The organism is Streptomyces sp. NPDC054842, from assembly GCF_053611025.1.
In genome coordinates this window covers 25,892-52,564 of record NZ_JBSGZN010000031.1, presented here as the reverse complement: position 1 = coordinate 52,564, position 26,673 = coordinate 25,892, and the positions used below count along the sequence as shown (strand labels likewise).

Annotated in this window: 18 protein-coding genes; 16 read left to right on the top strand and 2 right to left on the bottom strand. The window is 72.4% G+C overall.

What is annotated here, in order from left to right; genetic code table 11:
* Nucleotides 1–3 precede the first annotated feature (3 nt).
* The 11 genes from ligA to ACWGIS_RS23550 all read left to right on the top strand — a co-directional run bounded on the left by ligA (nt 4) and on the right by ACWGIS_RS23550 (nt 15,982).
* Nucleotides 4–2,208: an NAD-dependent DNA ligase LigA gene (gene ligA, locus ACWGIS_RS23600; protein WP_453364445.1), complete on the top strand. Its 2,205-nt coding sequence runs from the start codon at nt 4–6 to the stop codon at nt 2,206–2,208.
* A 260-nt stretch (nt 2,209–2,468) separates the two neighbouring features.
* A complete protein-coding gene (locus tag ACWGIS_RS23595) occupies nt 2,469–4,709 on the top strand; it encodes a putative bifunctional diguanylate cyclase/phosphodiesterase (protein ID WP_453364444.1) in 2,241 nt (746 codons plus the stop codon).
* Nucleotides 4,710–5,205: 496 nt separating this feature from the next.
* Nucleotides 5,206–5,502, top strand: a complete 297-nt coding sequence (gene gatC / locus ACWGIS_RS23590) for an Asp-tRNA(Asn)/Glu-tRNA(Gln) amidotransferase subunit GatC (RefSeq protein ID WP_003966094.1) — start codon at nt 5,206–5,208, stop codon at nt 5,500–5,502.
* A 5-nt stretch (nt 5,503–5,507) separates the two neighbouring features.
* Nucleotides 5,508–7,013 (top strand): Asp-tRNA(Asn)/Glu-tRNA(Gln) amidotransferase subunit GatA, encoded by a 1,506-nt coding sequence (gene gatA, locus ACWGIS_RS23585; RefSeq protein ID WP_453364443.1) that lies wholly within the window; start codon nt 5,508–5,510, stop codon nt 7,011–7,013.
* The gene (locus ACWGIS_RS23580; protein ID WP_453364442.1) at nt 7,010–7,252 is read left to right on the top strand and encodes a hypothetical protein; all 243 of its coding nucleotides are present in this window, start codon (nt 7,010–7,012) and stop codon (nt 7,250–7,252) included. Before gatA ends, ACWGIS_RS23580 begins: the two co-directional genes overlap by 4 nt.
* A gap of 16 nt (nt 7,253–7,268) precedes the next feature.
* Nucleotides 7,269–8,783, top strand: coding sequence for an Asp-tRNA(Asn)/Glu-tRNA(Gln) amidotransferase subunit GatB (gene gatB / locus ACWGIS_RS23575; protein WP_453364441.1), 1,515 nt, complete (start codon nt 7,269–7,271; stop codon nt 8,781–8,783).
* A gap of 274 nt (nt 8,784–9,057) precedes the next feature.
* A complete protein-coding gene (locus ACWGIS_RS23570; RefSeq protein ID WP_453364440.1) occupies nt 9,058–11,319 on the top strand; it encodes an MMPL family transporter in 2,262 nt (753 codons plus the stop codon).
* Between the two features lie 97 nt (nt 11,320–11,416).
* Nucleotides 11,417–11,968 carry a hypothetical protein gene (locus ACWGIS_RS23565; RefSeq protein ID WP_453364439.1) on the top strand — a complete coding sequence of 184 codons (552 nt, stop codon included), beginning with the start codon at nt 11,417–11,419 and terminating at the stop codon, nt 11,966–11,968.
* A 185-nt stretch (nt 11,969–12,153) separates the two neighbouring features.
* Nucleotides 12,154–12,339 (top strand): hypothetical protein, encoded by a 186-nt coding sequence (locus tag ACWGIS_RS23560; protein WP_453364438.1) that lies wholly within the window; start codon nt 12,154–12,156, stop codon nt 12,337–12,339.
* A 191-nt stretch (nt 12,340–12,530) separates the two neighbouring features.
* Nucleotides 12,531–15,638 carry a helix-turn-helix transcriptional regulator gene (locus tag ACWGIS_RS23555; RefSeq protein WP_453364437.1) on the top strand — a complete coding sequence of 1,036 codons (3,108 nt, stop codon included), beginning with the start codon at nt 12,531–12,533 and terminating at the stop codon, nt 15,636–15,638.
* Nucleotides 15,639–15,670: 32 nt separating this feature from the next.
* On the top strand, nt 15,671–15,982 hold the full coding sequence (locus tag ACWGIS_RS23550) for a DUF6191 domain-containing protein (RefSeq protein WP_453364491.1): 312 nt from the start codon (nt 15,671–15,673) through the stop codon (nt 15,980–15,982).
* A gap of 42 nt (nt 15,983–16,024) precedes the next feature.
* Here ACWGIS_RS23550 and ACWGIS_RS23545 read toward each other — a convergent pair whose 3' ends face one another.
* Both ACWGIS_RS23545 and ACWGIS_RS23540 read right to left on the bottom strand, forming a co-directional pair.
* Nucleotides 16,025–17,194, bottom strand: a complete 1,170-nt coding sequence (locus tag ACWGIS_RS23545; protein ID WP_453364436.1) for a PQQ-dependent sugar dehydrogenase — start codon at nt 17,192–17,194, stop codon at nt 16,025–16,027.
* An 88-nt stretch (nt 17,195–17,282) separates the two neighbouring features.
* Complete coding sequence (locus ACWGIS_RS23540) at nt 17,283–18,281, bottom strand: aldo/keto reductase (protein WP_453364435.1); 999 nt, start codon at nt 18,279–18,281, stop codon at nt 17,283–17,285.
* 74 nt (nt 18,282–18,355) lie between these two features.
* On the opposite strand from ACWGIS_RS23540, the gene ACWGIS_RS23535 reads away from it, so the two are divergent.
* From ACWGIS_RS23535 to ilvC, 5 genes are all read left to right on the top strand, one after another.
* Complete coding sequence (locus tag ACWGIS_RS23535; RefSeq protein ID WP_453364434.1) at nt 18,356–19,297, top strand: 2-hydroxyacid dehydrogenase; 942 nt, start codon at nt 18,356–18,358, stop codon at nt 19,295–19,297.
* A 403-nt stretch (nt 19,298–19,700) separates the two neighbouring features.
* Complete coding sequence (locus ACWGIS_RS23530; RefSeq protein WP_453364433.1) at nt 19,701–22,745, top strand: EAL domain-containing protein; 3,045 nt, start codon at nt 19,701–19,703, stop codon at nt 22,743–22,745.
* A 239-nt stretch (nt 22,746–22,984) separates the two neighbouring features.
* A complete protein-coding gene (locus tag ACWGIS_RS23525) occupies nt 22,985–24,856 on the top strand; it encodes an acetolactate synthase large subunit (RefSeq protein WP_453364432.1) in 1,872 nt (623 codons plus the stop codon).
* A gap of 26 nt (nt 24,857–24,882) precedes the next feature.
* Nucleotides 24,883–25,407 (top strand): acetolactate synthase small subunit, encoded by a 525-nt coding sequence (ilvN, locus tag ACWGIS_RS23520; RefSeq protein ID WP_355781014.1) that lies wholly within the window; start codon nt 24,883–24,885, stop codon nt 25,405–25,407.
* Between the two features lie 156 nt (nt 25,408–25,563).
* A complete protein-coding gene (gene ilvC, locus ACWGIS_RS23515) occupies nt 25,564–26,565 on the top strand; it encodes a ketol-acid reductoisomerase (protein ID WP_121406125.1) in 1,002 nt (333 codons plus the stop codon).
* Nucleotides 26,566–26,673: the final 108 nt, after the last annotated feature.

Sequence of the window (26,673 nt, the reverse complement as noted above, 5' to 3'; positions counted from 1 at the left end):
ACGGTGGCCGGCGACCAGGACGCACAGACCGCCTCGACCGCGCACCCCTTGCCCGCCGAGGCACGGGAGAAGCACGCGCAGCTCGCCGAGCAGATCGAGGAGCACCGCTTCCGGTACTACGTGAAGGACGCTCCCGTCGTCAGTGACGCGGAGTTCGACAGGCTGCTCCGTGCGCTGGAGGCGCTGGAGGAGGAGTACCCGCAGCTGCGGACGCCGGACTCGCCGACGCAGAAGGTCGCGGGTGCCTACGCGACCGAGTTCACGGCCGTCCAGCACCGCGAGCGCATGCTCTCCCTGGACAACGCCTTCGACGACGCGGAGCTCACCGCCTGGGCCGACCGCGTCGCCAAGGACGTCGGCACCCCCGGCTACCACTTCCTGTGCGAGCTCAAGGTCGACGGCCTAGCGGTCAACCTCACGTACGAGCACGGCCGCCTCACGCGCGCGGCGACCCGCGGCGACGGCCGCACGGGCGAGGACATCACGCCGAACGTCCGCACCATCGCGGAGATCCCCGACCGGCTGAAGGGCGACCGCGTCCCCGACCTCGTGGAGATCCGCGGCGAGGTGTACTTCCCGATGGAGAAGTTCGAGGAGCTGAACGCCCGTCTGGTCGAGGGCGGCGACAAGCCCTTCGCCAACCCGCGCAACGCGGCGGCGGGTTCACTGCGCCAGAAGGACCCCCGGGTCACCGCCACCCGCCCGCTGCACATGGTCGTGCACGGCATCGGCGCGCGGCAGGGCTTCGACATCGAGCGCCTCTCGCAGGCGTACGAGCTGCTGCGTGAATGGGGCCTGCCCACCGCCCAGCACAACAAGGTGGTCGACGACCTCGCCGGTGTACGGGAGTTCATCGCCCACTTCGGCGAGAACCGCCACTCCGTGGAGCACGAGATCGACGGGGTCGTCGTCAAGCTCGACGAGATCCCGCTCCAGGGGCGCCTCGGCTCCACCTCCCGCGCGCCCCGCTGGGCCATCGCCTGGAAGTACGCGCCGGAGGAGGTCAACACGAAGCTGGTCAACATCCGCGTCGGCGTCGGCCGTACGGGACGCGTCACGCCCTACGCGCAGGTCGAGCCCGTGACCGTGGCCGGCTCCGAGGTCGAGTTCGCGACCCTGCACAACCAGGACGTGGTGAAGGCCAAGGGCGTCCTCATCGGGGACACGGTGGTGCTGCGCAAGGCCGGTGACGTCATCCCGGAGATCCTCGGGCCGGTCGTCGACCTGCGCGACGGCAGCGAGCGGGAGTTCGTGATGCCGGCCGAGTGCCCCGAGTGCGGCACACCGCTGGCACCCGCGAAGGAGGGCGACATCGACCTCCGCTGCCCGAACGGCCGCACCTGCCCGGCCCAGTTGCGCGAGCGCCTCTTCTACCTCGCGGGCCGCAAGAGCCTCGACATCGAGAACTTCGGCTACGTCGCCGCCGCGGCCCTCACCAAGCCGCTGGAGCCCGCCGAGCCGCCCCTCGTGGACGAGGGCGACCTCTTCGACCTCACCATCGAGCAGTTGCTGCCCATCAAGGCGTACGTGCTGGACCAGGACAGCGGTCTGCCCAAGCGCGACCCCAAGACCGGCGAGGAGAAGATCGTCACGGTCTTCGCCAACCAGCAGGGCGAGCCGAAGAAGAACGCCCTCGCCATGCTGGAGAACATCGCCGCGGCCCGACAGCGCCCGCTCGCCCGCGTGCTGACCGGACTGTCGATCCGCCACGTCGGACCGGTCGCGGCCGAGGCCCTGGCGCGCGAGTTCCGCTCCATCGACCGCATCGAGCAGGCCACCGAGGAGGAGCTCGCGAACACCGACGGCGTGGGCGCGATCATCGCGGCCTCGCTGAAGCAGTGGTTCGCCGTCGACTGGCACCAGGAGATCCTCCGCAAGTGGCGGGCCGCCGGCGTGCGCATGGAGGAGGAGGACTCCGGCGAGGACCAGGGCCCGCGCCCCCTCCAGGGCCTCGTGGTCGTCGTCACCGGCACCCTCGAACACCACACGCGGGACGGCGCGAAGGACGCCCTGCAGAGCCGCGGCGCGAAAGTGACCGGATCCGTCTCCAAGAAGACGTCCTTCGTCGTCGTGGGTGACAACCCCGGGTCGAAATACGACAAGGCCATGCAGCTGAAGGTTCCGGTTCTGAACGAGGACGGGTTCGCGGTCCTGTTGGAGCAAGGGCCGGAAGCCGCCGCCGAACTCGCACTTCCGACCGAGGAGTAGCGGTTGAAGGCCACCCGTTCGGCGCATATCAGATGCATACGGGTGGCCGGGTCGCATTCGGGCAACCGTCGACGACCGCTGCCCGTGGAAGCCTTCCGCGGCCTACTGTTGAGACGTGCGTCTGCCGTGCCCGGCCGCGGCCGGCGCATCCCCTTGGCCCTCACGGGCCGGGTGAAGGCTTTTCAGACGCGGAGCCGCGGATGGTTCGCCGGGCACCGGACCGCGTGGCGTGGGCACCGCCGGCTGTGAGAGGGACGGGAATGGAACCGACCGAGAGCGCCGCTCCGGGCTCCCGGCTGCGCCTGCGCCGGATGTCCGGCGCCTGGCTGGCCGGACTCCGGACGGGGCGGCCGTCGGCGGGCGCGCGCGTGGACGCCCGCGGCGCCGCACAGCTCACCGTCGGGAACTCCCCGAAGTCCTACGGGCACCCCACCGCGCGCGCCGCGGATCCCTCCGGCCACGAGACCGAGCGGCACCTGTCCTGGCCGACGCTGCCCGCCGCCGTCGTGGGATCGGCCGCCCTCGTCCTCGGCGCCGGTTTCCACCGCGCCTTCAGCGGGCACCACGCGCTCTTCCCGTCCGGCACCGCCGGCTGGTCGCTCGCCGTGCTCACCGGCGTCATCGTCGGCCATCTGGTCGCCCTCGGCCGCTCCCGCTGGTGGGGCGGCACGGGCTCGGGCGCCGCCCTCACCCTCGCGGTCCTGCTGCTGTACGGCTGGGTGCCCGCCGGCATGGTGAGTCTCACCGTCGTCGTGCTGGTCGGCGTCGCCCGCCGCAACCGCTGGCGCCAGGGCGTCCTGCACGGCGCGGTCGACATCCTCGGCATCGGCGCCGGCGCGCTGGTCCTGGCCGCCTTCGGCCGGGTCCCGTCCGTCGAGACGCCCTGGGACCCGCAGACCTGGACCCTCTACGCGGCACCCGAGGTGGTCCTCGTCGCCGCCGGCTACCTCGCGGTGACCCGTGCCCTGCTCTGGTACCTGCACGCGCCGCGCACCGGCGGACTGCCCACCGTCGCGCGCACCGCCCTCGCCCGCCAGGGCCTCGTCGCCGTCGCGCTGCTCGGCATCGCGCCCCTCATATGCGTGGTGGCGCAGGCGCTCCCCCTGCTGCTGCCGCTGTTCGCCGTCCCGCTGATCGCGCTCGACTCCACGCTGTGGATAGCCCGCGCCCGCGCCGAGGAGCAGCTGCGCGACCCGCTGACCGGGCTGCCCAACCGGCAGTGGCTCCTGGAGCGGACGTGGACGGCGCTGGACGACGCCGAGCGGATCGGGGCCCGCGCCGCCTTGATGCTGATCGACCTCGACCGCTTCCGATCGGTCAACGACACGCTGGGGCACCTCGCGGGGGACCGGCTGCTGCTCCAGATAGCCGACCGGCTGCGACTGGCCCTGCCGCGCGGAGCGGAGGCCGCGCGGCTCGGCGGTGACGAGTTCGCCGTCTTACTGCCGGTGGCGGACTCCACGACCTCCGCCACCCGGCTGGCCCGCGGTCTCGTCGCCGCCCTCGGGTCGCCCCTCGACCTCGACGGCCTCACGCTCGTCCTGGAGGCGAGCGCCGGCCTCGCCGTCTTCCCCGACCACGCGCTCGACGCGGAGGGACTGCTGCGCCGCGCCGACGTGGCGATGTACCAGGCGAAGCGGGACCGTACGGGGGTGGAGGTGTACGAGTCCAAGCGGGACTCCAACACCCCGGACCGGCTCGGCCTGCTCGGCGACCTGCGCCGGGCGCTCGACGCCGGTGACGTGGAACTGCACTACCAGCCCAAGGTCCGCTTCGACGGACAGGTGGCCGGGCTGGAGGCCCTGGTCCGCTGGGTGCACCCGGAGCGCGGGAAGGTGCCGCCGGACGAGTTCATCGCCATCGCCGAGTCCTCCGGGCTGATGCCGCACCTCACGGAGTACGTGCTGGAGACGGCCCTCGCCCAGGTCGCGCGCTGGCGGGCGCAGAAGCTGTACGTGCCGGTCGCGGTGAACGTGTCCCCGCGTGACGTGCACACTCCAGGGTTCGCCGGGTCGGTCGCCGCCCGTCTCGCCCGGCACGGGGTGCCCGCCGGAGCGCTCCAGCTGGAGATCACGGAGCACGTGCTGCTGGAGGACCCGCAGCGTGCCGCGGACACCCTGGCCGCGCTCACCGGGCACGGCGTGAAGATGTCGCTCGACGACTTCGGCACCGGTTACTCCTCCCTCGTCCATCTGCGGCGGCTGCCCGTCAGCGAGCTGAAGATCGACCGGTCCTTCGTGGCGCGGCTCGCGGTGGACAACGAGGACGCGGAGATCGTGCGGTGCACGGTCGATCTGGCGCATTCGCTCGGTCTGCTCGTCGTCGCCGAGGGGGTCGAGGACGACGAGACGTGGGAGCGGTTGCGGGATCTCGGCTGTGACGCCGTGCAGGGGTGGCTGGTCGCGGCGGCGATGCCTCCGGAGGAGGCCACGGCGTGGTTGCTCGCGCGGGGGGCTCGGGGGTGGCAGCGGCCTCGCGCCGCGTTGCCCGCGGCGGACTAGGTCTCTCTTCCCGGGGTGCCTGGACCGGCCTTCGGCCGGATGTCTCCCGCCCACGCGCCACCTGTTGCTGCTTCCCGATGGGCTGGCCTTTCCCGTGCCTGCCGTTCGCCGTTGGCGTCCGGCCGGCCGTGGGGGTGTCCTGGACCGGCCTTCGGCCGGATGTCTCCCGCCCACGCGCCACCCGTTGCTGCTTCCCGGCGGGCTGGCCTTTCCCGTGCCTGCCGTTCGCCGTTGGCGTCCTCCGGCCGTGGGGGGTTTCTGGACCGGCCTTCGGCCGGATGTCTCCCGTCCACGCGCCACCCGTTACTGCTTCCCGGCGGGCCGGGCTCTCCCGTGCCTGCCGTTCGCCGTCGGCGTCCGGTCGGCCGTGGGGGGCCGGCTTCGGGCGGTTCTTCGTGGTCGGGCCCGGGCCCCGGGGAAACCCGTGCGCGGGCATCCGTGCCCGCCCCATAGGATTGGGGCCAAACCACACTCACTCACCCCAGAGGATCGCTGCATGCCTGGCATCACGCGCGAGGAGGTCGCCCACCTCGCACGGCTGGCGCGTCTGGAGCTGAAGGGCGAAGAGCTCGACCACTTCGCCGGCCAGCTCGACGACATCATCGGCGCGGTCGCCCGCGTCAGCGAGGTCGCCGACCAAGACGTACCGCCGACCTCTCACCCGCTGCCGCTGACGAACGTCATGCGCGCGGACGAGGTCCGTCCGTCGCTCACCCCCGCGCAGGCGCTCTCCGGCGCCCCGGCCCAGGAGCAGCAGCGTTTCAAGGTGCCGCAGATCCTGGGGGAGGACTAATCACCATGACGGACACCAACGTCAACATCATCAAGCTGACGGCCGCGGAGATCGCGGACCGGATCGCCGCCGGCGAGCTCACCGCCGTCGAGGTCACCGAGGCCCACCTCGCCCGTATCGGCGCGGTCGACGAGAAGGTGCACGCCTTCCTGCACGTGGACCGCGAGGGCGCGCTGGCCCAGGCCCGCGCCGTCGACGCCAAGCGGGCGCGGGGCGAGAAGCTCGGCCCCCTGGCCGGCGTCCCCCTGGCGCTCAAGGACATCTTCACCACCGAGGGCGTGCCGACCACCGTCGGCTCCAAGACCCTCGAGGGCTGGATCCCGCCGTACGACGCCACGGTCACCAAGCGCCTGAAGGACGCCGACGTCGTCATCCTCGGCAAGACCAACATGGACGAGTTCGCCATGGGGTCCTCGACGGAGAACAGCGCCTACGGTCCGACCGGCAACCCCTGGGACCTCACCAGGATCCCCGGCGGCTCCGGCGGCGGCTCCTCCGCCGCGCTCGCCTCCTTCCAGGCGCCGCTCGCGATCGGCACGGACACCGGCGGCTCGATCCGCCAGCCCGCCGCCGTCACCGGCACCGTCGGCGTCAAGCCGACCTACGGCGGCGTCTCGCGCTACGGCATGGTCGCCTTCTCCAGCTCCCTCGACCAGGGCGGCCCCTGCGCCCGTACGGTCCTGGACGCGGCCCTCCTGCACGAGGTCATCGCCGGGCACGACCCGCTCGACTCGACCTCCATCGACGCGCCGGTCCCGCCGGTCGTCGAGGCGGCCCGCAACGGCAGCGTGGCGGGCATGCGCGTCGGTGTCGTCAAGCAGTTCGCGGGCGAGGGCTACCAGGCCGGTGTCGTCCAGCGCTTCAACGAGTCGGTCGCCCTCCTCAAGGAGCTCGGCGCCGAGATCGTCGAGCTGGACTGCCCGTCCTTCGACCTGGCCCTGTCGGCGTACTACCTGATCGCGCCCTCCGAGTGCTCCTCGAACCTGGCGCGCTTCGACGGCCTGCGCTACGGCCTGCGCGTCGGCGACGACGGCACCCGCTCGGCCGAGGACGTCACCGCCCTCACCCGCGAGGCCGGCTTCGGCGACGAGGTCAAGCGCCGCATCATGCTCGGCACGTACGCCCTGTCCAGCGGCTACTACGACGCCTACTACGGCAGCGCCCAGAAGGTCCGCACGCTCATCACGCGCGACTTCGAGAAGGCCTTCGAGCAGGTCGACGTGATCGTCTCGCCGACCACGCCCACCACCGCCTTCCCGATCGGCGAGCGCGCCGACGACCCGATGGCGATGTACCTCGCCGACCTGTGCACCATCCCGACCAACCTCGCGGGCAACGCGGCCATGTCGCTGCCCTGCGGTCTCGCCCCGGAGGACGACCTCCCGGTCGGTCTGCAGATCATCGCCCCGGCGATGAAGGACGACAGGCTCTACAAGGTCGGCGCCGCCGTCGAGGCCGCCTTCGTGGAAAGGTGGGGTCACCCGCTGATCGAGGAGGCTCCGTCGCTGTGAGCAAGACCCTGTCGAAGGCCAAAGGCTTCAAGAAGTCCAAGTCCGGCCTGTACCTGTCCATGGCCACCACCGCTTTCGGCGCGGTCAGCGTCGCCAAGCAGGCCAAGCTGGCCCGCACCGACAACGACACGCTGCGCCTGATCGACGCCGCCGTGTCCGCCGCCGCCATCGTCACCGGCCTCGCCATCCTCTACCGGGAGCTCAAGCGCCTGGGCGACGACGACGTCCTGCTGGGCTGAGAGGGAAGTTTTCACCGTGACCACCACGACCGACCTGGTGTCGTACGAGGACGCGCTGGCGTCGTACGACCCCGTCATGGGCCTCGAAGTCCATGTCGAACTCGGCACCAAGACGAAGATGTTCTGCGGGTGTTCCACCACGCTGGGCGCCGAGCCCAACTCGCAGACCTGTCCGACCTGCCTCGGCATGCCCGGCGCGCTGCCCGTCGTGAACGCGACCGGCGTCGAGTCCGCGATCAAGATCGGCCTCGCGCTGCACTGCGAGATCGCCGAGTGGTGCCGCTTCGCCCGGAAGAACTACTTCTATCCGGACATGCCGAAGAACTTCCAGACCTCCCAGTACGACGAGCCGATCGCCTTCAACGGCTACCTGGACGTCCAGCTGGAGGACGGTGAGGTCTTCCGCGTGGAGATCGAGCGCGCCCACATGGAGGAGGACACCGGCAAGTCCACGCACGTGGGCGGTGCCACCGGCCGCATCCACGGCGCCTCCCACTCGCTGCTCGACTACAACCGCGCCGGCATCCCGCTCATCGAGATCGTCACCAAGCCGATCGAGGGCGCGGGCGAGCGCGCCCCCGAGGTCGCCAAGGCGTACGTCGCCGAGCTGCGCGAGCTCATCAAGGCGCTCGGCGTCTCCGAGGCCCGTATGGAGATGGGCCAGATGCGCTGCGACGTCAACCTGTCGCTGCGCCCGCACGGCCGGGAGAAGTTCGGCACGCGGAGCGAGACGAAGAACGTCAACTCGCTGCGCTCGGTGGAGCGCGCGGCGCGCTACGAGATCCAGCGCCACGCCGCCGTCCTCTCCTCCGGCGGCACGATCATCCAGGAGACCCGCCACTTCCACGAGGACACCGGGTCCACGACCTCGGGCCGCGTGAAGGAGGAGGCCGAGGACTACCGGTACTTCCCGGAGCCCGACCTCGTCCCCGTGGCGCCGTCCCGCGAGTGGGTCGAGGAGCTGCGCGCGGGCCTGCCCGAGCAGCCGCTGGCCCGCCGCAACCGGCTGCGCGAGGAGTGGGGCGTCGGCGCCCACGACATGCAGTCGATCCTCAACGCCGGGGCCATCGACCCGATCGTCGCGACGATCGAGGCCGGTGCCGACGCCGCCTCCGCCCGCAAGTGGTGGATGGGCGAACTGGCCCGCAGCGCCAACGAGTCGGCGACGTCCCTGGAGGACCTCCCGATCACCCCGGCGCAGGTCGCCCGGGTGGCGCAGCTGGTCGCCGCCGGTGACCTGAACGACAAGCTCGCCCGGCAGGTCATCGAGGGCGTTCTCGCCGGCGAGGGCACCCCGGACGAGGTCGTCGACAAGCGCGGTCTGAAGGTCGTCTCGGACGAGGGCGCGCTGACGACCGCCGTCGAGGAGGCCATCGCCGGCAACCCGGGCATCGCCGACAAGATCCGCGGCGGCAAGGTCCAGGCCGCGGGCGCGCTCGTCGGAGCGGTCATGAAGGCCACCCGTGGCCAGGCCGACGCGGCCCGCGTCAAGGAGCTCATCCTGGAGAAGCTGGGCGTCAGCGAGGGCTGAGTCCCGGTTCCCTGTCTCCACCCACCTCGGGGGGACGCGCCGTTCGCGGCGCGTCCCCCCGAGTGCGTCCTGGCGCGCCGCCCGGGGTGACGGAAGTCGCGGAAGTGTCCTGTGAGCTGCGTCGTGCTCCTGTGAGTAAGCCCACGAAAGGGACAAAAGATCTCTTCCGACTGTAAGAGTGTCTGGGCATTGCTCATACGTTCTTTGCGGGCTGTTCCGTTACATTGTCGGCTGTTCCCGATCAAAGACCACGAATCATCCAGGGAGCACGTCCGTGGCAGCCCTTGCGCGCTGGTGTGTCCGACACCGCCTCGTCGCCGTTCTGCTGTGGCTCCTCGCTCTGGGCGGCACGACCGCCGCCGCGGCCGTGGCGGGCTCCGCGTACTCGAACGACTACGAGGTCCCCGGCACCGAGTCCGGCAGCGCCACCCGGCTGCTCCAGGAGGGCTTCCCGAGCCTCGGCGGCGACGCCGACACCGTGGTCTGGCACACGGCACCGGGCAGCGTGCGCTCCGCGGACGTCGAGCAGACGATGAGCCGCACCCTGGACCGGATCGCCGGCCTCCCCGGCGTCGCCTCGGTCGTCAGCCCGTACGAGGGCCGCCACAGCGGGCAGATCAGCGCCGACGGACGCACGGCGTACGCGGCGGTCACCTTCGAGGACCGGGCCGAGAACATCGACCCCGCCGAGGCGAAGGCCGTCGTCGACACCGCCCACGAGGCCGGGACCGACGGACTCCAGGTGGAACTGGGCGGCACCGCCGTCGCGGCCACCGAACCGGCCGGGGGACACCTCGCCGAGGTCATCGGCGTCCTGGTCGCCGCCGTGGTCCTCTTCCTCGCCTTCGGCTCCTTCGCCGCCTCCATGCTGCCCATCGCCACCGCACTCGTCGGCGTCGGCACCGCCTACGCCGCGATAGTGCTCCTCGGGCACGCCATGACCGTCGCCGACTTCGCGCCGATGCTCGGGATGCTGATCGGGCTCGGGGTCGGCATCGACTACGCGCTGTTCATCGTGACCCGGCACCGGCGGGGCCTGAAACGGGGCCTGCCGGTCGCGGAGGCCGCGCAGAACGCCGTGGCCACCACCGGCCGGGCCGTCGTCTTCGCCGGCGCCACCGTCTGCATCGCCCTGCTCGGCATGCTCATCCTGCGGCTCGGCTTCCTCAACGGCGTGGCGATCGCGGCCTCGCTGACCGTGGTCCTCACGGTCGCCGCCTCCGTGACCCTGCTGCCCGCCCTGCTGTCCTTCATCGGGCCGCGCGCGCTCAGCCGGCGCGAGCGGCGGCGGCTGGCCGAGCACGGACCCGAACCGGAGATCACCACCGGGCTCGCCGCCCGCTGGTCCGCGTTCGTGGAGCGGCACCCGAAACTGCTGGGGAGCCTCGCGGTGGCCGTCATGGCGCTCCTCGCGCTGCCGACGCTCTCCCTGCACCTGGGCACCTCCGACCAGGGCAACGGGCCCACCTCGTCGACCACCCGGCAGGCCTACGACCTCATCGCGGACGGCTTCGGACCCGGCGTGAACGGTCCCCTGACCCTCGTCACCCCGGTCGGCGGCGCCGCGGACCGGCTGGCGCTCGACAACCTCGACGCCACGCTGAGGTCCACCGAGGGCGTCGCCTCGGTGACCCCCGTGACGTACGGATCCGGGGGCGGCACCGCGTACCTCACCGTCGTCCCGGAGTCCGCCCCGCAGTCCCAGCGGACCAGCGAACTCGTCGACCGGCTGCGCGGCGAGGTGCTGCCGCGCGCCGAGACGGGCACCTCGCTCGACGTGCACGTCGGCGGGGTGACGGCGAGCTACGACGACTTCGCGGACGTCATCGTCGGCAAACTCCCGCTGTTCGTGGGCGTGGTGATCGGACTCGGCTGCGTCCTGCTCCTGGTCGCCTTCCGGTCCCTCGGCATCCCGGTCAAGGCCGCCGTCATGAACGTCGCCGCCGTCGCCGCGGCCTTCGGCGTGGTGGTCGCGGTCTTCCAGTGGGGCTGGGGCAGCGAGCTGCTGGGGCTGGGCAGGGCCGGGCCGATCGAGCCGTTCCTTCCCGTGATCATGGTCTCGGTGCTCTTCGGCCTCTCCATGGACTACCAGGTGTTCCTGGTCAGTCGGATGTACGAGGAGTGGCTGGAGACCGGCGACAACCGGCGGGCCGTGCGCGTCGGCCTCGCCGAGACCGGCCGCGTGATCAACTCGGCCGCCGTCATCATGATCTCGGTCTTCCTCGCCTTCGTGCTCAGCGGCGACCGCGTCATCGCGATGTTCGGGATCGCCCTCGCGGCGGCCGTCGCCCTCGACGCCTTCGTCCTGCGCACGCTGCTCGTCCCCGCCCTGATGCACCTGCTGGGCGACGCCAACTGGTGGCTGCCGGGCTGGCTCGACCGGCGCCTGCCCCGGATCAGCATCGAACCCCCCGAACGCCGTACCCCCCAGGGCGCCGGAGCGAGCGTCCCCGGGAAGCGCCGCGAGGACGACGTCGCCCTGGTCGGCGTACTGGAGAACGAGCGACGGCGCGACGTGAGCGACGCCGTCGGCTGAGGGCGGGCGCCGGCGCGTCTCCTCATGCGCCGATCGTTATGCACCGACACAGAGAACATTAAGAAACCTCTCAGACTTCGTCCGTACCGTGCGACGCATGGGAACCAAGACAGCTGACGAGGCCGGAACCGAGACCGGCACCGAGGCGCAGAGCGACGAGAAGACCGAGCACGTCACGAAGGCCGGCCTGCCGGACGGGACCGCGGCCGAGGAGCAGGACGCGGCCGAGGCCGAGGAGCGGGCCGCCCGGGACTCCTCCGGAGTGGGCCAGGGTGCCGCCGCGGTCGTCTCCGCCGGGCTCGGCGTCGTCTCGCTCACCGGCAGCTGGGTCGGCACCGTGGCCGCCGCCCGCGAGACGCTCGTCGGCCAGCTCCGGACCTCGTCGTCCGCGAGCGTCGCCAAGCAGGTCCAGGAGGTCTACGGGGACGCCTGGCAGGTCACGGCGCTGATCGGCGGCCTGTTCGCGCTGGCCGCCCTGATCGTCGGCGTCGTCGTGCTGGCCCGCCCCGCCTTCGGGGCCCCCGGCAGGCCGCAGGCGCCCTGGATCAAGTCGGTCGCCTGGGCCGGCGTCGCACTCGGCGTCGTGGGGCTGCTGCTGGCCGTCGCCAAGTACTCCGACCTCCTGCTCGGACTGCCTTCCACCAGCTGAGACCCCGTACCCCCGCACGACCTGAGGGGCCTTAGAGCCGCCGTGAGTCACCCACGGCCGTTCTAAGGCCCCTTCCGCGTCCAAGATGCGGAACTCTCCCGATGTGGCGGACCCCCCTGGGAGACGAGAGTTGAGTCATCGCACCGAGCGAGGACCGAGACCGACAGCTCTTCAGGGGAGACGAGATGTACGAGTACGAGATCCACCAGACCCGCTCCGCCGACCTCATCCGCCAGGCCGACCACCACCGCATGGTCCGGGAGGCCCTGCGCAGCCGCCGGGCCGCCGCCCGCGCGTCAGCCGGCCAGGACACCGGAGGGCAGGCCCATACCGACCGCCCCCGCCGGCACCGGTTCGCCCGCGTCGCGTGAGCGCCGGGGCGGGGGAGGACGGCCGTACGGGGGTCGGCCGCCCTCCCTCCGACGCCCTCGTCCCGGCAGCCGACACGGCTGCCGGGACGACGGCCGTTCCGGCTCCCGGCAGCGGTCCGGCCACCTCGCGCACGGGGCGGGCCGGGGCCGCGCCGCCGATAATCGGTGCCGCTCGGTCGGACCCCTGTGCGATGCTCGGCGCTGTGGAAACCAGGTCTGTCAGCCCGGTGTTCATCGGCCGAGCCGACGAACTGGAGGCCCTGCGCGAAGCCCTCGCCCGTGCCGCCGCCGGCGAGCCGCAGGCGCTGCTGCTCGGCGGTGAGGCCGGCGTCGGCAAGACCCGCCTGATCGAGGAGTTCGCCACCGCGGCCGCCGCCGGGGGAGCCGTCGTCGCGGTCGGCGGCTGCGTCGAGATCGGTGCCGACGGACTTCCCTTCGCCCCGTTCTCCAGCGCCCTGCGCGCCCTGCGCCGCGAACTCCCGGACGAACTGGCCGCGGCGGCCGCGGGACAGGAGGAGGAACTGGCCCGGCTGCTGCCGGAACTCGGCGAGGCCACCCGCGGGCGCGGGCACGAAGAGGACGGCATGGCCCGCCTGTTCGAGCTCACCGCCCGGCTCCTGGAGCGCGTCGCCGCCGCCCGCACCGCCGTCCTCGTCCTGGAGGACCTGCACTGGGCCGACGCCTCCACCCGGCACCTCCTGGCCTACCTCTTCCGCACCCTGCGCAGCGGCCGCCTCGTCGTCGTCGCCACCTACCGCGCCGACGACATCCACCGGCGCCACCCGCTGCGCCCCCTGCTGGCCGAGCTCGACCGGCTCCGCACGGTCCGCCGCATCGAGCTGAGCCGGTTCAACCGCGTCGAGGTCGGCCGCCAGATCGCCGGCATCCTCGCCCACGAACCCGACCCGGCCCAGGTCGACGAGATCTTCGAACGCTCCGACGGGAACGCCTTCTTCGTCGAGGAACTCGCCGTCGCCTCCCACGAGGGCGGCTGCGCCGGCCTCACCGACTCCCTGCGCGACCTGCTGCTCGTCCGCGTGGAAGGGCTGCCCGAGGACGCCCAGCGGGTCGCCCGGATCGTCGCCGAGGGCGGCTCCACCGTCGAGTACCCGCTCCTCGCCGCCGTGGCCCGGCTCGCCGAGGACGACCTGATCGAGGCGTTGCGGGCGGCCGTCGGCGCCAACATCCTGCAGCCCGCGCCCGGCGGCGACGGCTACCGCTTCCGGCACTCCCTGGTCCGCGAGGCCGTCAGCGACGACCTGCTGCCCGGCGAGCGCTCCCGCCTCAACCGCCGGTACGCCGAAGCCCTCGAAGCCCGCCCCGAGCTGGTCCCGGCCGACGCGCGCGCCACCCGCCTGGCCAGCTACTGGTACCACGCCCACGACGCCGCCAAGGCCCTGCCCGCCGTCCTGCACGCCGCGGTGGAGGCCCGCCGCCGGCACGCGCCCTCCGAGCAACTGCGCCTGCTGGAAAGGGCGATGGAGCTGTGGGAGGTCGCCCCCGAGACCGTACGGGCCGGACTGCGCCCCGTCGACTACACCGAGGTGTACCCTCCCCCACTGTCCGAAAGACGTGGGGGGACCCCCAGCGGCTGCGACCCGGCGACCACGCCCCTGCGCTACCTCGACCTGATGGCCGAGGCCGCCGTCGCGGGGCGTCTGTGCGGGGAACGCGAACGCGCCATGAAGATCACCAAGCGGGCGCTGCGCCTCCTGGAGGACGAGCCGGATCCGTTGCGCGCGGCCTGGTTCTGGGTCCAGCGCTCCCGCCTCGTCCAGGGCCAGGCCCGCGGCGACGGCTGGAAGGAACTCGCCACCGCCCAGGACCTCGTACGCGGTCTGCCGCCGTCGGAGGTGCACGCCGAGGTGCTCGCCATGGTCGCCGGCTGGTCGATGCTCCACGACCCCGGCCCCGACGCGCTCTCCGACGCCCAGCGCGCCGTGGAGTACGCGCGCATGGTGGGCGCCGACGACATCGAGCTGAACGCCCGGCTCACCCTCGGCGGCCTGATGGTCGACGCGGGCGCCACCGAGGCCGGACTCGCCGAGATGTTCGAGGTCAGGGACCGGGTGGTGGAGCGCGGGGTCACCCAGGTCGTGGGCCGCAGCCACGTGAACCTGCCGTCGGTCCTGGAGGGCGTCGGCCGCTCCGAGGAGGCGGTCTCCATCCTCCGCGAGGGCCTCACCCTCACCCGGCGGATGGGTCTGCTGGACTCCGAGGCATGGGTGTGGACCAACCTCTCCGAGTCGCTCTACTCGCTGGGCCGCTGGGACGAGGCGACGGAGGCCGCGACGAACGCCCACACCACCGGGCAGAGCGCCAAACCGCGCGGCGGCGCCTCCAGCCGGCTCGCCCACATCGCCCTCGCCCGGGGCGAGTTGGCCGCCGTGGCCCGTCATCTGGCCGCCGCCCGCGGGTTCTACGGCACCCACGACCCGATGCCGCAGAACTCCCTGCCGCTGCTGCGCATAGCCATCGGCCTGGCCGCGGGCGAGGGCCGTCACGAGGAGGCCCGCACCGCGCTGTGCGAGGCCCTGGACGCGGGTTTCCCGCCCGGCACCCAGCGCTACGGCTGGCCGCTGCTGCTGGCCGGCACCACGGCCGAGGCCGACTTCCGGGGGCTGCCCCCGGCCGGGCCGGGCCGCGCCGAGATCCTCGGCCGCATCCGCGCCGCCGCCCGCTCCCTCGCCACCGGAGCGCCCATCTGGCGGGCGTACGAGCAGTGGGTGCGCGCCGAACTCCGGCGCGCCGAGGGCACGGCGGCCCCGCGGGTCTGGTCCGACGTGGTCACCGCCGTCGAACCCCTGGCCCGCCCCTATGACCTGGCCCGCGTCCGGCACCGCCTCGCCGAGTCGCTGCTCGCCTCCGGCGCGGACGACGACGACCGGGCCCGCGCCACCGAACTGCTGCGGCTGGCCGGCGCGGTCGCCGGGCACCTCGGAGCCCGGCCCCTCGCCGACGCCGTCGCCCTGCTCGCCCGGCACGCACGCCTCACCCTGTCCCACGCCCCGGCCGAGCCCGTACGGGCGGCCGGTGCCTGCGCCGACCCCGTGGAGGCGCTCGGGCTCACCAGCCGCGAGCGGGACGTCCTGCGTCTCGTGGCCGCCGGCCGCAGCAACCGCCAGATCGCCGAGCGGCTGTTCATCTCGCCGAAGACGGCCAGCGTCCACGTGTCGAACATCCTCGCGAAGCTCGGTGTCTCGGGTCGCGGGGAGGCCGCCGCGCTGGCACACCGGCTGCGGCTGTTCCCCCCGGAGACACCGGCCGCCCGGGCGACGGGCGGCGGACCTACGCTGTGAGGAGCCGGGCCGAGGGAGGCGCCGTGTTCAACATGTTCGAGGAGCTGTTCGCACCGGGCCGCAAGCACACCGACGACGAGCGCAAGCGGCTGGAGCTGAGCCGCGTCGACCTGAACGACGGCGACCCCGGGCGGGGCCCGATAGACCTCACCTCGGGCAAGGTCGTCGTCCGCGCGCGGCCGCCCGCCCCGGACCCGCCGGAGGAAACGCCCGCGGCCGGTCCGGCGCCGCGGGACCCGGCGACGGAGCCCGCCACCCCGCCCGGCGCGGACCGAACGGAGCCCGAGCCGTCCGGCGCGGACCGACGGGCCCCCGCGGAGCCCGAGCCGCCCGGCGCGGGGTGATCCGGCCGGCTCGCTCACCGCGAGCCGGCCCGTCCGGCGCCCCTACTTCACCGCGAGCTCCAGGATTCTGTCGTCGCCGCCCTCGGGGGAGCCGCGGCCGTCCGTCTCGCTCGTCACCAGCCACAGCCGGTCGCCGCCCGCGGAGACCACCGTGCGCAGGCGGCCGTACTCGCCCTTCAGGAACGCCTGCGGTTCGGCGGACGCCTCGGTGCCCTTCAGGGGAATCCGCCACAGCCGCTGGCCCCGCAGGCCCGCCATCCACACCGACCCCTCGGCGTAGGCGATGCCGCTGGGGGACGCCTCGTCCGTGTGCCACTGGGCGACCGGGTTCTCGAACGCCTTGTCGTCGCTCTTGCCCTCGGCGTCGGGCCACCCGTCGTTGTCGCCCGGCCCGACGTGGTTCAGCTCGTCCCAGGTGTCTTGCCCGAACTCGGACGCCCACAGGCGCTGCTTGTCGTCCCAGGCCAGCCCCTGGACGTTGCGATGGCCGTACGAGTACACGACGGAGTCGCCGAAGGGGTTCCCCGGAGCCGGCTCGCCCTCCGGGGTCATCCTCAGGATCTTGCCGCCCAGCGACTTCTTGTCCTGGGCGAGCCCCGTGTCGCCGGTCTCGCCCGTGCCCGCGTACAGCATGCGGTCCGGGCCGAAGGCGATCCGGCCGCCGTTGTGGATGACGCCCTTGGGGATGCCCCGCAGGATCGTGTCCGGGGCGCCCAGCTGCTCGCCGGCCGGCTTCTCCTCCTCGTACAGCAGGCGGGCGATGCGGTTGTCCGACGCCGTGGTGAAGTACGCGTAGACCATGTGGTCCGAGGCGTACGCGGGGGAGAGCGCCAGCCCCAGGAGGCCCCCCTCACCCGACGCCGCGACCCCCGGCACCCTGCCCAGCTCCGACTTCTCACCGGTCTTGGCGTCGATCCGCGTGATCGTGCCCTCGTCGCGCGAGGCGACCAGCAGGTCGCCGTCCGGCAGCGGGGCCAGGCCCCAGGGCGACTTCAGGCCCTCGGCGACGGTACGCACCACCTCGACCGAGCCCTTCGCGGGCGGCGCGCTCTCCCCGGGCGCCCCGGAGGACGAGGCCGCCGGGGTCCTCCTGTCCGGCCCCGCGCTCCCGGTGGCGTCCGGCCCTCCTCCGTCGTCGGAGGAGCAGCCGGCCGTCAGCAGGAGCGCGGCCGTGGCCAACACGGCCGTCACAGCTCGACGTTGCACGATCAAGGTCCCTTCGACGCGGTGGTCCTACTGTTCATACACCGCCCGCGCGCCACAGGTTCCCGATCACCGCCGCCGACGCCGGGAGATCCGGTCAGTCCCAGGATCCCCGCGCCGCCGGAAGCCGCGCCACCGCCGCCAGATCCTCGGCCGACAGCCGCAGCTCCGCCGCTCGCGCGTTCTCCGTCGCCCACCGCTCCCGCTTGGCCCCGGGCACCGGCACCACGTGCGGGCCCTGCGCCAGGACCCAGGCCAGCGCCACCTGCGCGGGCGTCACCCCGTCCCCGTACCGCTCGGCGATCCTGCGCAGCCCGACGACGATCGGCTGGTTGGCGGCCATCATCTCGGCGGTGAACCGCGGGTGCCGGGCGCGCAGGTCGTCCGGCTCGAACCCCTCGCCGGGCGTCAGCGTCCCGGTGAGGAACCCGTTGCCCAGCGGCATCGCGGCGAGGAAGCCCACCCCGCGCGCCGCGCACCACGGCAGCAGCGCGTCCAGCGCCTCCGGCGACCACACCGACAGCTCGGCCTGCACGGCGCTCACCGGGAACACCTGCTGCACGCGCTCCAGTTGCCGGATCGTCCCGTCGTGCAGCCGGGCCCCCGGACGACGGCGGGAGCGCGCGCCGACCGCGCACAGTCCGAGCGCCCGGACCTTGCCGGCCGACACCAGCTCCGCCATCGCCCCCCAGGTCTCCTCGACCGGTATCTCCGGGTCCGCGCGGTGCAGCTGGTAGAGGTCGATCACGTCCGTCTGGAGCCGGCGCAGCGAGGCGTCGCAGGCCCGTCTCACGTAGCCGGGGCGGCCGTTGGCCACGATGTGCTGCTCGCCCACCAGCAGTCCGACCTTGGTGGACACGAACGCCTCCGAGCGCCGCTCCTTCAACACCCTGCCCAGCAGCAGCTCGTTGGTGAAGGGGCCGTACATGTCGGCGGTGTCCAGCAGCGACGAGCCGAGATCCAGGGCCCGGTGAACCGTCCGCAGCGACTCGTCGCTCCGCTGCCGCGAACCGGTGTACGCCCAGTTCATCGGCATGCACCCCAGTCCGACGGCCCCCACATCGAGCGTCGCCGCACCGATCGTCCTGCGCTCCACCTGGCCGCACCCTCCCTCTCTGGCACCCCAAACTAACCAATGGACCCGTGCGGCCTTCGCATAGCCTCCTGACCATGACTTCCGATGTGTGGCTCCCGTTCCGCGCGGACGAGATCGACGGCCTGCCCGACGGCCTCGACTACCGCTTCTGGAACGGTGACCAGGACTTTCCCGCGGACCCCGCCGAGTGTGCCTTCTACGTCGTGCCGTACATGAAGGGGGCCGAGGTCTCCGCGCGCCCGCTGCCCCGCATGACGTCCGTCCAAGCCCTGCAGACCCTGTCCGCGGGCATCGACCACGTCGAGCCGGGCCTGCGCCACCTGCGTCCCGGCGTGCGGCTGTGCAACGCCCGCGGGGTGCACGAGGCCAGCACCGCCGAACTCACCCTGGCGCTCGTCCTCGCCTCGCTGCGCGGCATCCCCGACTTCGTCCGGGGACAGGACCGCGAGGAGTGGCGCTCCGGGTTCCGCCCGGCCCTGGCCGACAAGTCCGTCCTCATCGTGGGATACGGGTCGATCGGCGCCGCCATCGAGGACCGGCTCGCACCCTTCGAGCTCGCGCGGGTGGCGCGCGTCGCACGCTCCGCCCGCACGACGGAGCGCGGTCCGGTGCACCCGCTCACCGAACTCCCCGCCCTGCTGCCCGAAGCGGACGTCGTCATCCTGTCCACGCCGCTCAACGACACCACCCGTGGCCTGGCCGGGGCCGACTTCCTCGCCCGCATGAAGGACGGCGCCCTGCTCGTCAACGTCGCCCGCGGCCCCGTCGTGGACACCAAGGCCCTCCTCTCCGAACTGGAGAGCGGCCGGATCACCGCGGCCCTCGACGTCACCGACCCCGAACCGCTGCCCCCGGGGCACCCGTTGTGGCATGCGCCGGGCCTGCTCGTCAGCCCGCACGTCGGCGGACCCACGTCCGCGTTCCTGCCCCGCGCCAAGCGGCTGCTGGTCGCACAGTTGACCCGGTTCGCGCGCGGGGAGGCGCTTCACAACGTAGTGCTCACAACCGGCGGTTGATCGGCGTACCGTTCACTCCCCGTCCGGTTCGGGCACCCTTCGCAGTCGCCCGAACGCGTTCCGTACGGGCATACGTGCTGGTCGTCACGGAGCGTAGAGGAACTATGTCCCTGAGTGACGATACTGGTGTATCGTCCCGACAGGGGCTGCGCCGCGCACCGTTCGGCGCCGGGGACGAAGAGTCAAGACTGCGAGGGGGGCGACGGGCGATGCACGGCCTATGGACCAACGATCCGACGCGGCGGGGCCGCCGACGGCGACCCTGGCGGGCGGCGACGCGCAGGCGCGGCCACGGCCACAGCGGTCATCACCACCACCGCAGGCACAGCGGCCGCAGGAGGCACACGCACCCCGCACCCCGCGATCAGCGGGACCCCGCGGCGGCACGGACCGGGTGGGCGCGGTGAGTTCCCCGCCGCCGCCCACCGCCTTCGAGGGAGCGCTGCGCCCGCAGCGGCTCCTCGGGACGCTGCTGACCCGCAGGCCGGCACCCGGCGGCGGGGCCGGCATGCGGTCGCAACTCGTCCTGGCCCTGGTGTGCGCGGCCTACGGAATCGGGGCCGCGCTCGGCTGGGGCTCGCCCCGCGCCGCCCTCGTCATGGGCGACTTCGGCCTGAGCGCCGCGGCGGGCGCCGCCGCGGTCTCCTGCTACCTGTACGCCCGCAGGCGACGCATCCGCTTCCGGCCCGCGTGGCTGCTGTTCTCGCTGTCCTCCGCGATGGCCTCGCTGGGCAACCTGGTCTGGGGGTGGTACGAGGTCGTGCTCGGGATCACCGTGCCCAGCCCCAGCTACGCCGACCTGTTCTTCCTCTGCTTCGCCCCGCCCGCGATCGTGGGCCTCCTGGTGCTCGCCAAGAGGCCCGTGACGAAGGCCGGCTGGGTCTGCCTGGCCCTGGACGCCTGGCTGATCGGCGGCTCGCTGCTCACGCTGTCGTGGAGCCTGGCGCTGGCGCAGGCGGCCAAGATGGACGGCCCGAGCGTCGCGCACACCGCGCTCTCGCTCGCGTACCCCCTCCTGGACATCGCCCTCGTCAGCATGGTGCTCGCCCTGCACTTCCGGCGCTCGGCGGTCAACCGGTCCGCGGTGAACACCGCCATCGGCGCCCTCGCCCTCACCGTCATGTGCGACGCCCTGTTCACCTCGCCCCTGCTGCACAACAACTACCGCTCGGGGCAACTCCTCGACGCGGGCTGGTTCGCCGGCTCCCTGCTGCTCGCCTACGCCCCCTGGGTCGGCCTGCGCGACGGCCGCCACCCGGACCGCGAGGGGCACACGCGCGTGGTGCACGAGCACGTCCCCGGGCAGCGCCCCGGAGGCCACCTCCACGAACCGGCCCAGGACGAGGCACCGGCCCAGGACCGGACACCCGCTCCGGGGCACACCCCGCTGCCGGGGCCCGCGCACGGCGGCGAGCGCGGACGCTGTCCGGCCACCCGGCCCATCACCGGCTCGCTGGCCGCGCTGACGCCCTATCTCGCCGCCGCGGTCTGCACGCTGGGCATCCTCTACAACGTGCTGAACGGCCACAGCGTCGACCGCGTGGTGCTGATCACCGGCGGCACGGTCGTGCTCGCCCTCGTCGTGCGCCAGGGCATCATGCTCCTCGACAACATCACCCTCACCCAGGAACTGGCGCAGAAGGAGAACCACTTCCGCTCCCTGGTGCAGGGGTCCAGCGACGTCATCATGATCGCCGCCCCCAACGGCATCCTCCGGTACGTCAGTCCGGCCGCCGCCGGGGTGTACGGCCGGCCCGCCGAGGAGCTCGTCGGGTCCGAACTGGCCGCGCTCATCCACCCCGAGGACCTCGGCTGCGTGGTGCACGAGGTGCGCCGCTTCCTGGCCGCGAGTCCCGCCGAGGAGCCCACCACCCGGATCGAGTGCCGCTTCAAGTCCGGCGACGGCGGGTGGCTCAATGTCGAGTCCACCGTCAACCGCCACCACGGCGGCCTCATCTTCAACAGCCGTGACGTGACCGAAAGGGTGCGCCTCCAGGCGCAGTTGCAGCACAACGCCGAGCACGACCCGCTCACCGACCTGCCCAACCGGGCCCTGTTCGGCAAGCGCGTCCAGCAGGCCCTGTCCGGCCGCCGCTCCACGGACCGCGGCACCGCCGTCCTCTTCATCGACCTCGACGGCTTCAAGGCGGTGAACGACACCATCGGCCACCAGGCGGGCGACGAACTCCTCGTCCAGGCCGCCCGCAGGCTCCAGGACTCGGTACGGCAGGGCGACACGGCCGCCCGCCTCGGCGGTGACGAGTTCGCCGCCCTCATCGTCGGCGACGGCGCCCGCGACCGCTCCGCCCGCGAACGGCACATCATGGACCTGGCCGACCGGCTCCGGATCACCCTGTCGCAGCCGTACGCCATCGACGGCAACGATGTCCGGGTCGCCGCCTCCATCGGCGTCGCCTTCGCCGAACCGGGCCTCGGCGCGGGCGAGCTCCAGCGCAACGCGGACCTCGCCATGTACCGCGCCAAGGGTGCGGGCAAGGGCCGTGTCGAGCTGTACGCCCCCCAGATGCAGCAGGACGTCGTCCGCAAGGCCGAGCTGGCGACCCGGCTGCGGGCCGCCCTGCACGACGGCGAGTTCGCCCTGCTCCACCAGCCCGTCGTCGCCCTGGAGAACGGCCGGATCACGTCGGTCGCCGCCCAGGCCCGCTGGCGCTCCTCCCAGGGCGTCTTCTTCACCCCGGCCGAGTTCCTGCGGGTGGCCGAGGACAACGACCGCACCGCCGAACTCGGCCGCTGGATGCTGGAGCAGGCCGTCGAGCAGGCCGCCGAGCGCACCGCCACCGGTCTGTCCGTCCCCGTCGCCGTGCGGATGAGCGCCCGCAGACTGCTGGACCGCTCCATGCCGCTCGGCTCCGTCGAGGCGCTGCTGACCCGGCACGGCCTCGCGTCGGGCGCCCTGGTCGTCGAGCTGTCCGACATGGACCCGCGGGTCTCCCTGGACGAGCTGGAGCGCCGGCTGAACGCGCTGCGGCGCATGGGCGTCCGGATCGCGCTGGACGGCTTCGGCAGCGGCTACGCGGCCATCACGGCGCTGCGCCGGCTCCCCGTCGACGTACTGAAACTCGACCGCGGGCTGGTCGAGGGCGTCGTGGAGTCCGCGCGGCTGCACAAGATCACCAGCGGGCTGCTGCGCATCGCCACCGACCTCGGGCTGCAGTCCGTGGCCGACGGCGTGGACCTGCCGGAGCAGGTCGTCGCCCTGCGCGCGATGGGCTGCACGCACGGGCAGGGCATGGCGTTCTCCGGACCGCTCGACGAATACCGGCTGCGCCGGGCCCTGTCCCTCGGCCACTACGCGGTCCCGCACGGCCCGGTCGAGCCCGCCTTCGCCGGCGGCGGCGCGGGAAGGTACGGCAGCGGCCTGCCCGCCGTCTACGGGGGCGGCACGGCGCTCCGTTCACATAATGAGACTCCCGTCCCACCCACTTGACAGTCGGTGCGTGCCGGGGGGAGGGTCAATGCCATGCGCACCCGAATTCTCGTACTTGGAAAGCGCGTCGGCTGAAGCTGGGGCACACCGGAGGACGATCCGGAACACCCAGCGACCGCACCCGGCGCGCTCCCCTCGCTTGCCTCACGGCACGAGGGGTTTTTTGTTGCACAGACGCCTTTCCATCAGCAAACGCACACCGCACAAACCTCGCAAAAACCCTCAGCATCGAGAAGAGAATGCCGATGACCGAGCAGGCCACCGGGGCCCACCATCCGCAGCCGCGGCCCCGTTCCGGAGGACATCAGTCCGCCCCCGAGCACGTCACGGGTGCGCAGTCCCTCATCCGCTCTCTCGAGGAGGTCGGGGCCGACACGGTATTCGGCATTCCCGGCGGTGCGATCCTCCCGGCGTACGACCCGCTGATGGACTCGACGCGCGTGCGGCACGTGCTCGTCCGTCACGAGCAGGGCGCGGGCCACGCGGCCACCGGCTACGCGCAGGCCACCGGCCGGGTCGGCGTCTGCATGGCGACGTCGGGCCCCGGCGCCACCAACCTGGTCACGCCGATCGCCGACGCGCACATGGACTCCGTGCCGCTGGTCGCCATCACCGGCCAGGTCGCCTCCAAGGCGATCGGCACGGACGCCTTCCAGGAGGCGGACATCGTCGGCATCACGATGCCGATCACCAAGCACAACTTCCTGGTGACCAAGTCCGAGGACATCCCGCGGACGATCGCGGAGGCCTTCCACATCGCCTCCACCGGCCGGCCCGGCCCCGTCCTCGTCGACATCGCCAAGGACGCCCTCCAGGCGAAGACCACCTTCAGCTGGCCGCCCACCCAGGACCTGCCCGGCTACCGCCCGGTGACCAAGCCGCACGCCAAGCAGATCCGCGAGGCCGCCAAGCTGATCACCGCCGCCAAGCGGCCGGTCCTGTACGTCGGCGGCGGCGTCCTGAAGGCGAAGGCCACCGCCGAGCTCAAGGTCCTCGCCGAACTCACCGGAGCGCCCGTCACCACCACCCTGATGGCGCTCGGCGCATTCCCCGACAGCCACCCGCTGCACGTGGGGATGCCGGGCATGCACGGTGCGGTCACCGCCGTCACCGCGCTGCAGAAGGCCGACCTGATCGTCGCCCTCGGAGCCCGCTTCGACGACCGCGTCACCGGCAAGCTGGACAGCTTCGCCCCGTTCGCCAAGATCGTCCACGCCGACATCGACCCGGCGGAGATCGGCAAGAACCGCGCCGCCGACGTGCCGATCGTCGGTGACGCCCGCGAGGTCATCGCCGACCTGGTCCAGGCCGTCCAGAAGGAGCACAGCGACGGCCACCTGGGCGAGGCCGCCCGGTCGAAGTACGCGGCCTGGTGGAAGGACCTCGACCGCTGGCGCGAGACGTACCCGCTGGGTTACGAGCAGCCCGAGAACGGCTCGCTGTCGCCGCAGCAGGTCATCGAGCGCATCGGCCAACTCGCCCCCGAGGGCACGATCTTCGCGGCGGGCGTCGGCCAGCACCAGATGTGGGCCGCGCACTACATCCAGTACGAGCAGCCCGCGACCTGGCTGAACTCGGGCGGCGCCGGGACGATGGGCTACGCGGTCCCGGCCGCGATGGGCGCCAAGGCCGGGGCCCCGGACCGCACGGTCTGGGCGGTCGACGGCGACGGCTGCTTCCAGATGACCAACCAGGAACTCACCACCTGCGCCCTGAACAACATCCCGATCAAGGTCGCCATCATCAACAACGGCGCCCTCGGGATGGTCCGCCAGTGGCAGACCCTCTTCTACAACCAGCGGTACTCCAACACCGTGCTGCACTCCGGCCCCGGGGCCAGCGGCAAGGAGCCCAGCGCCGGCACCCGCGTCCCCGACTTCGTGAAGCTGTCGGAGGCCATGGGCTGCCACGCCATCCGCTGCGAGTCCCCGGACGACCTCGACAAGGTCATCGAGGAGGCGAACTCGATCAACGACCGCCCGGTCGTCGTGGACTTCATCGTCCACGAGGACGCGATGGTGTGGCCGATGGTCGCCGCCGGCACCTCGAACGACGAGATCATGGCCGCCCGGGACGTCCGCCCCGACTTCGGCGACAACGAAGACGACTGAGAGCCGCAGGAGAAGGAACGCCACCCATGACCAAGCACACGCTCTCCGTCCTGGTCGAGAACAAGCCGGGTGTCCTCGCCCGGATCACCGCCCTGTTCTCGCGTCGCGGTTTCAACATCGACTCCCTCGCGGTCGGTGTCACCGAGCACCCCGACATCTCCCGCATCACCATCGTGGTGAGCGTCGCCGACCTCCCCCTGGAGCAGGTGACGAAGCAGCTCAACAAGCTCGTCAACGTCCTGAAGATCGTCGAACTGGAGCCGGGTTCCGCCGTTCAGCGGGAACTCGTTCTGGTGAAGGTGCGCGCGGACAACGAGACGCGCTCGCAGATCATCGAGATCGTCCAGCTGTTCCGCGCCAAGACCGTCGACGTCTCCCCGGAGGCCGTCACCATCGAGGCCACCGGCGGCAGCGACAAGCTGGAGGCCATGCTCAAGATGCTGGAGCCGTACGGCATCAAGGAGCTCGTCCAGTCCGGCACGATCGCCATCGGCCGCGGCGCCCGCTCCATCACCGACCGGTCGCTGCGCGCCCTCGACCGCTCCGCCTGACCCTTCCGGCCGGGGACCGACCGTCCCCGGCCACGGCACGACCGGAAACGGGCGGTCCGCACCCGCCGACCGCCCGCATCCCGAGACCCGAAGACTTCCCTTCCCCCGCCCGCCGTACGGTGGGACGCAGCACTACCGCAAACGAGGAGAACCCCAGTGGCCGAGCTGTTCTACGACGACGATGCCGACCTGTCCATCATCCAGAACCGCAAGGTCGCGGTCATCGGTTACGGCAGCCAGGGCCACGCCCACGCGCTGTCGCTCCGTGACTCGGGTGTCGACGTCCGGGTCGGTCTGCACGAGGGCTCGAAGTCCAAGGCCAAGGCCGAGGAGCAGGGCCTGCGCGTGGTGACGCCGTCGGAGGCGGCGGCCGAGGCCGACGTCATCATGATCCTGGTGCCGGACCCGATCCAGGCCCAGGTCTACGAGGAGTCCATCAAGGACAACCTGAACGACGGCGACGCGCTGTTCTTCGGCCACGGCCTGAACATCCGCTTCGGCTTCATCAAGCCCCCGGCCGGCATCGACGTCTGCATGGTCGCCCCCAAGGGTCCGGGCCACCTGGTGCGCCGTCAGTACGAGGAGGGCCGCGGCGTCCCCTGCATCGCGGCCGTCGAGCAGGACGCCACAGGCAACGCCTTCGCGCTGGCGCTCTCGTACGCCAAGGGCATCGGCGGCACCCGCGCCGGCGTCATCAAGACGACGTTCACCGAGGAGACCGAGACCGACCTGTTCGGCGAGCAGGCCGTCCTCTGCGGTGGTACCGCCGCGCTGGTCAAGGCGGGCTTCGAGACGCTGACCGAGGCCGGCTACCAGCCGGAGATCGCGTACTTCGAGTGCCTCCACGAGCTGAAGCTCATCGTCGACCTGATGTACGAGGGCGGCCTGGAGAAGATGCGCTGGTCGGTCTCCGAGACCGCCGAGTGGGGCGACTACATCACCGGCCCGCGGATCATCACGGACGCCACCAAGGCGGAGATGAAGAAGGTCCTCGCGGAGATCCAGGACGGCACGTTCGCCCAGCAGTGGATGGACGAGTACCACGGCGGCCTGAAGAAGTACAACGAGTACAAGACCCAGGACGAGAACCACCTCCTGGAGACCACCGGCAAGGAGCTGCGCAAGCTCATGAGCTGGGTCAACGACGACGAGGCGTAGGTCTCGGGGCGACGGGCCGGGGCAATACGCTCCGGCCCGTCGCCGAACCCGGGGTAACGGTGTTGTCCACTGAGGCCAGCCACGTCCGGGTGATCCTTCCGCGGAGGC

Coding starts and splice junctions, on each gene's coding strand:
- ACWGIS_RS23595 (WP_453364444.1), top strand. CDS start 2,469: ATGGAACCGACCGAGAGCGCCGCTCCGGGCTCCCGGCTGCGCCTGCGC.
- gatC (WP_003966094.1), top strand. CDS start 5,206: ATGCCTGGCATCACGCGCGAGGAGGTCGCCCACCTCGCACGGCTGGCG.
- gatA (WP_453364443.1), top strand. CDS start 5,508: ATGACGGACACCAACGTCAACATCATCAAGCTGACGGCCGCGGAGATC.
- ACWGIS_RS23565 (WP_453364439.1), top strand. CDS start 11,417: ATGGGAACCAAGACAGCTGACGAGGCCGGAACCGAGACCGGCACCGAG.
- ACWGIS_RS23560 (WP_453364438.1), top strand. CDS start 12,154: ATGTACGAGTACGAGATCCACCAGACCCGCTCCGCCGACCTCATCCGC.
- ACWGIS_RS23555 (WP_453364437.1), top strand. CDS start 12,531: ATGCTCGGCGCTGTGGAAACCAGGTCTGTCAGCCCGGTGTTCATCGGC.
- ACWGIS_RS23550 (WP_453364491.1), top strand. CDS start 15,671: ATGTTCGAGGAGCTGTTCGCACCGGGCCGCAAGCACACCGACGACGAG.
- ACWGIS_RS23535 (WP_453364434.1), top strand. CDS start 18,356: ATGACTTCCGATGTGTGGCTCCCGTTCCGCGCGGACGAGATCGACGGC.
- ACWGIS_RS23525 (WP_453364432.1), top strand. CDS start 22,985: ATGCCGATGACCGAGCAGGCCACCGGGGCCCACCATCCGCAGCCGCGG.
- ilvN (WP_355781014.1), top strand. CDS start 24,883: ATGACCAAGCACACGCTCTCCGTCCTGGTCGAGAACAAGCCGGGTGTC.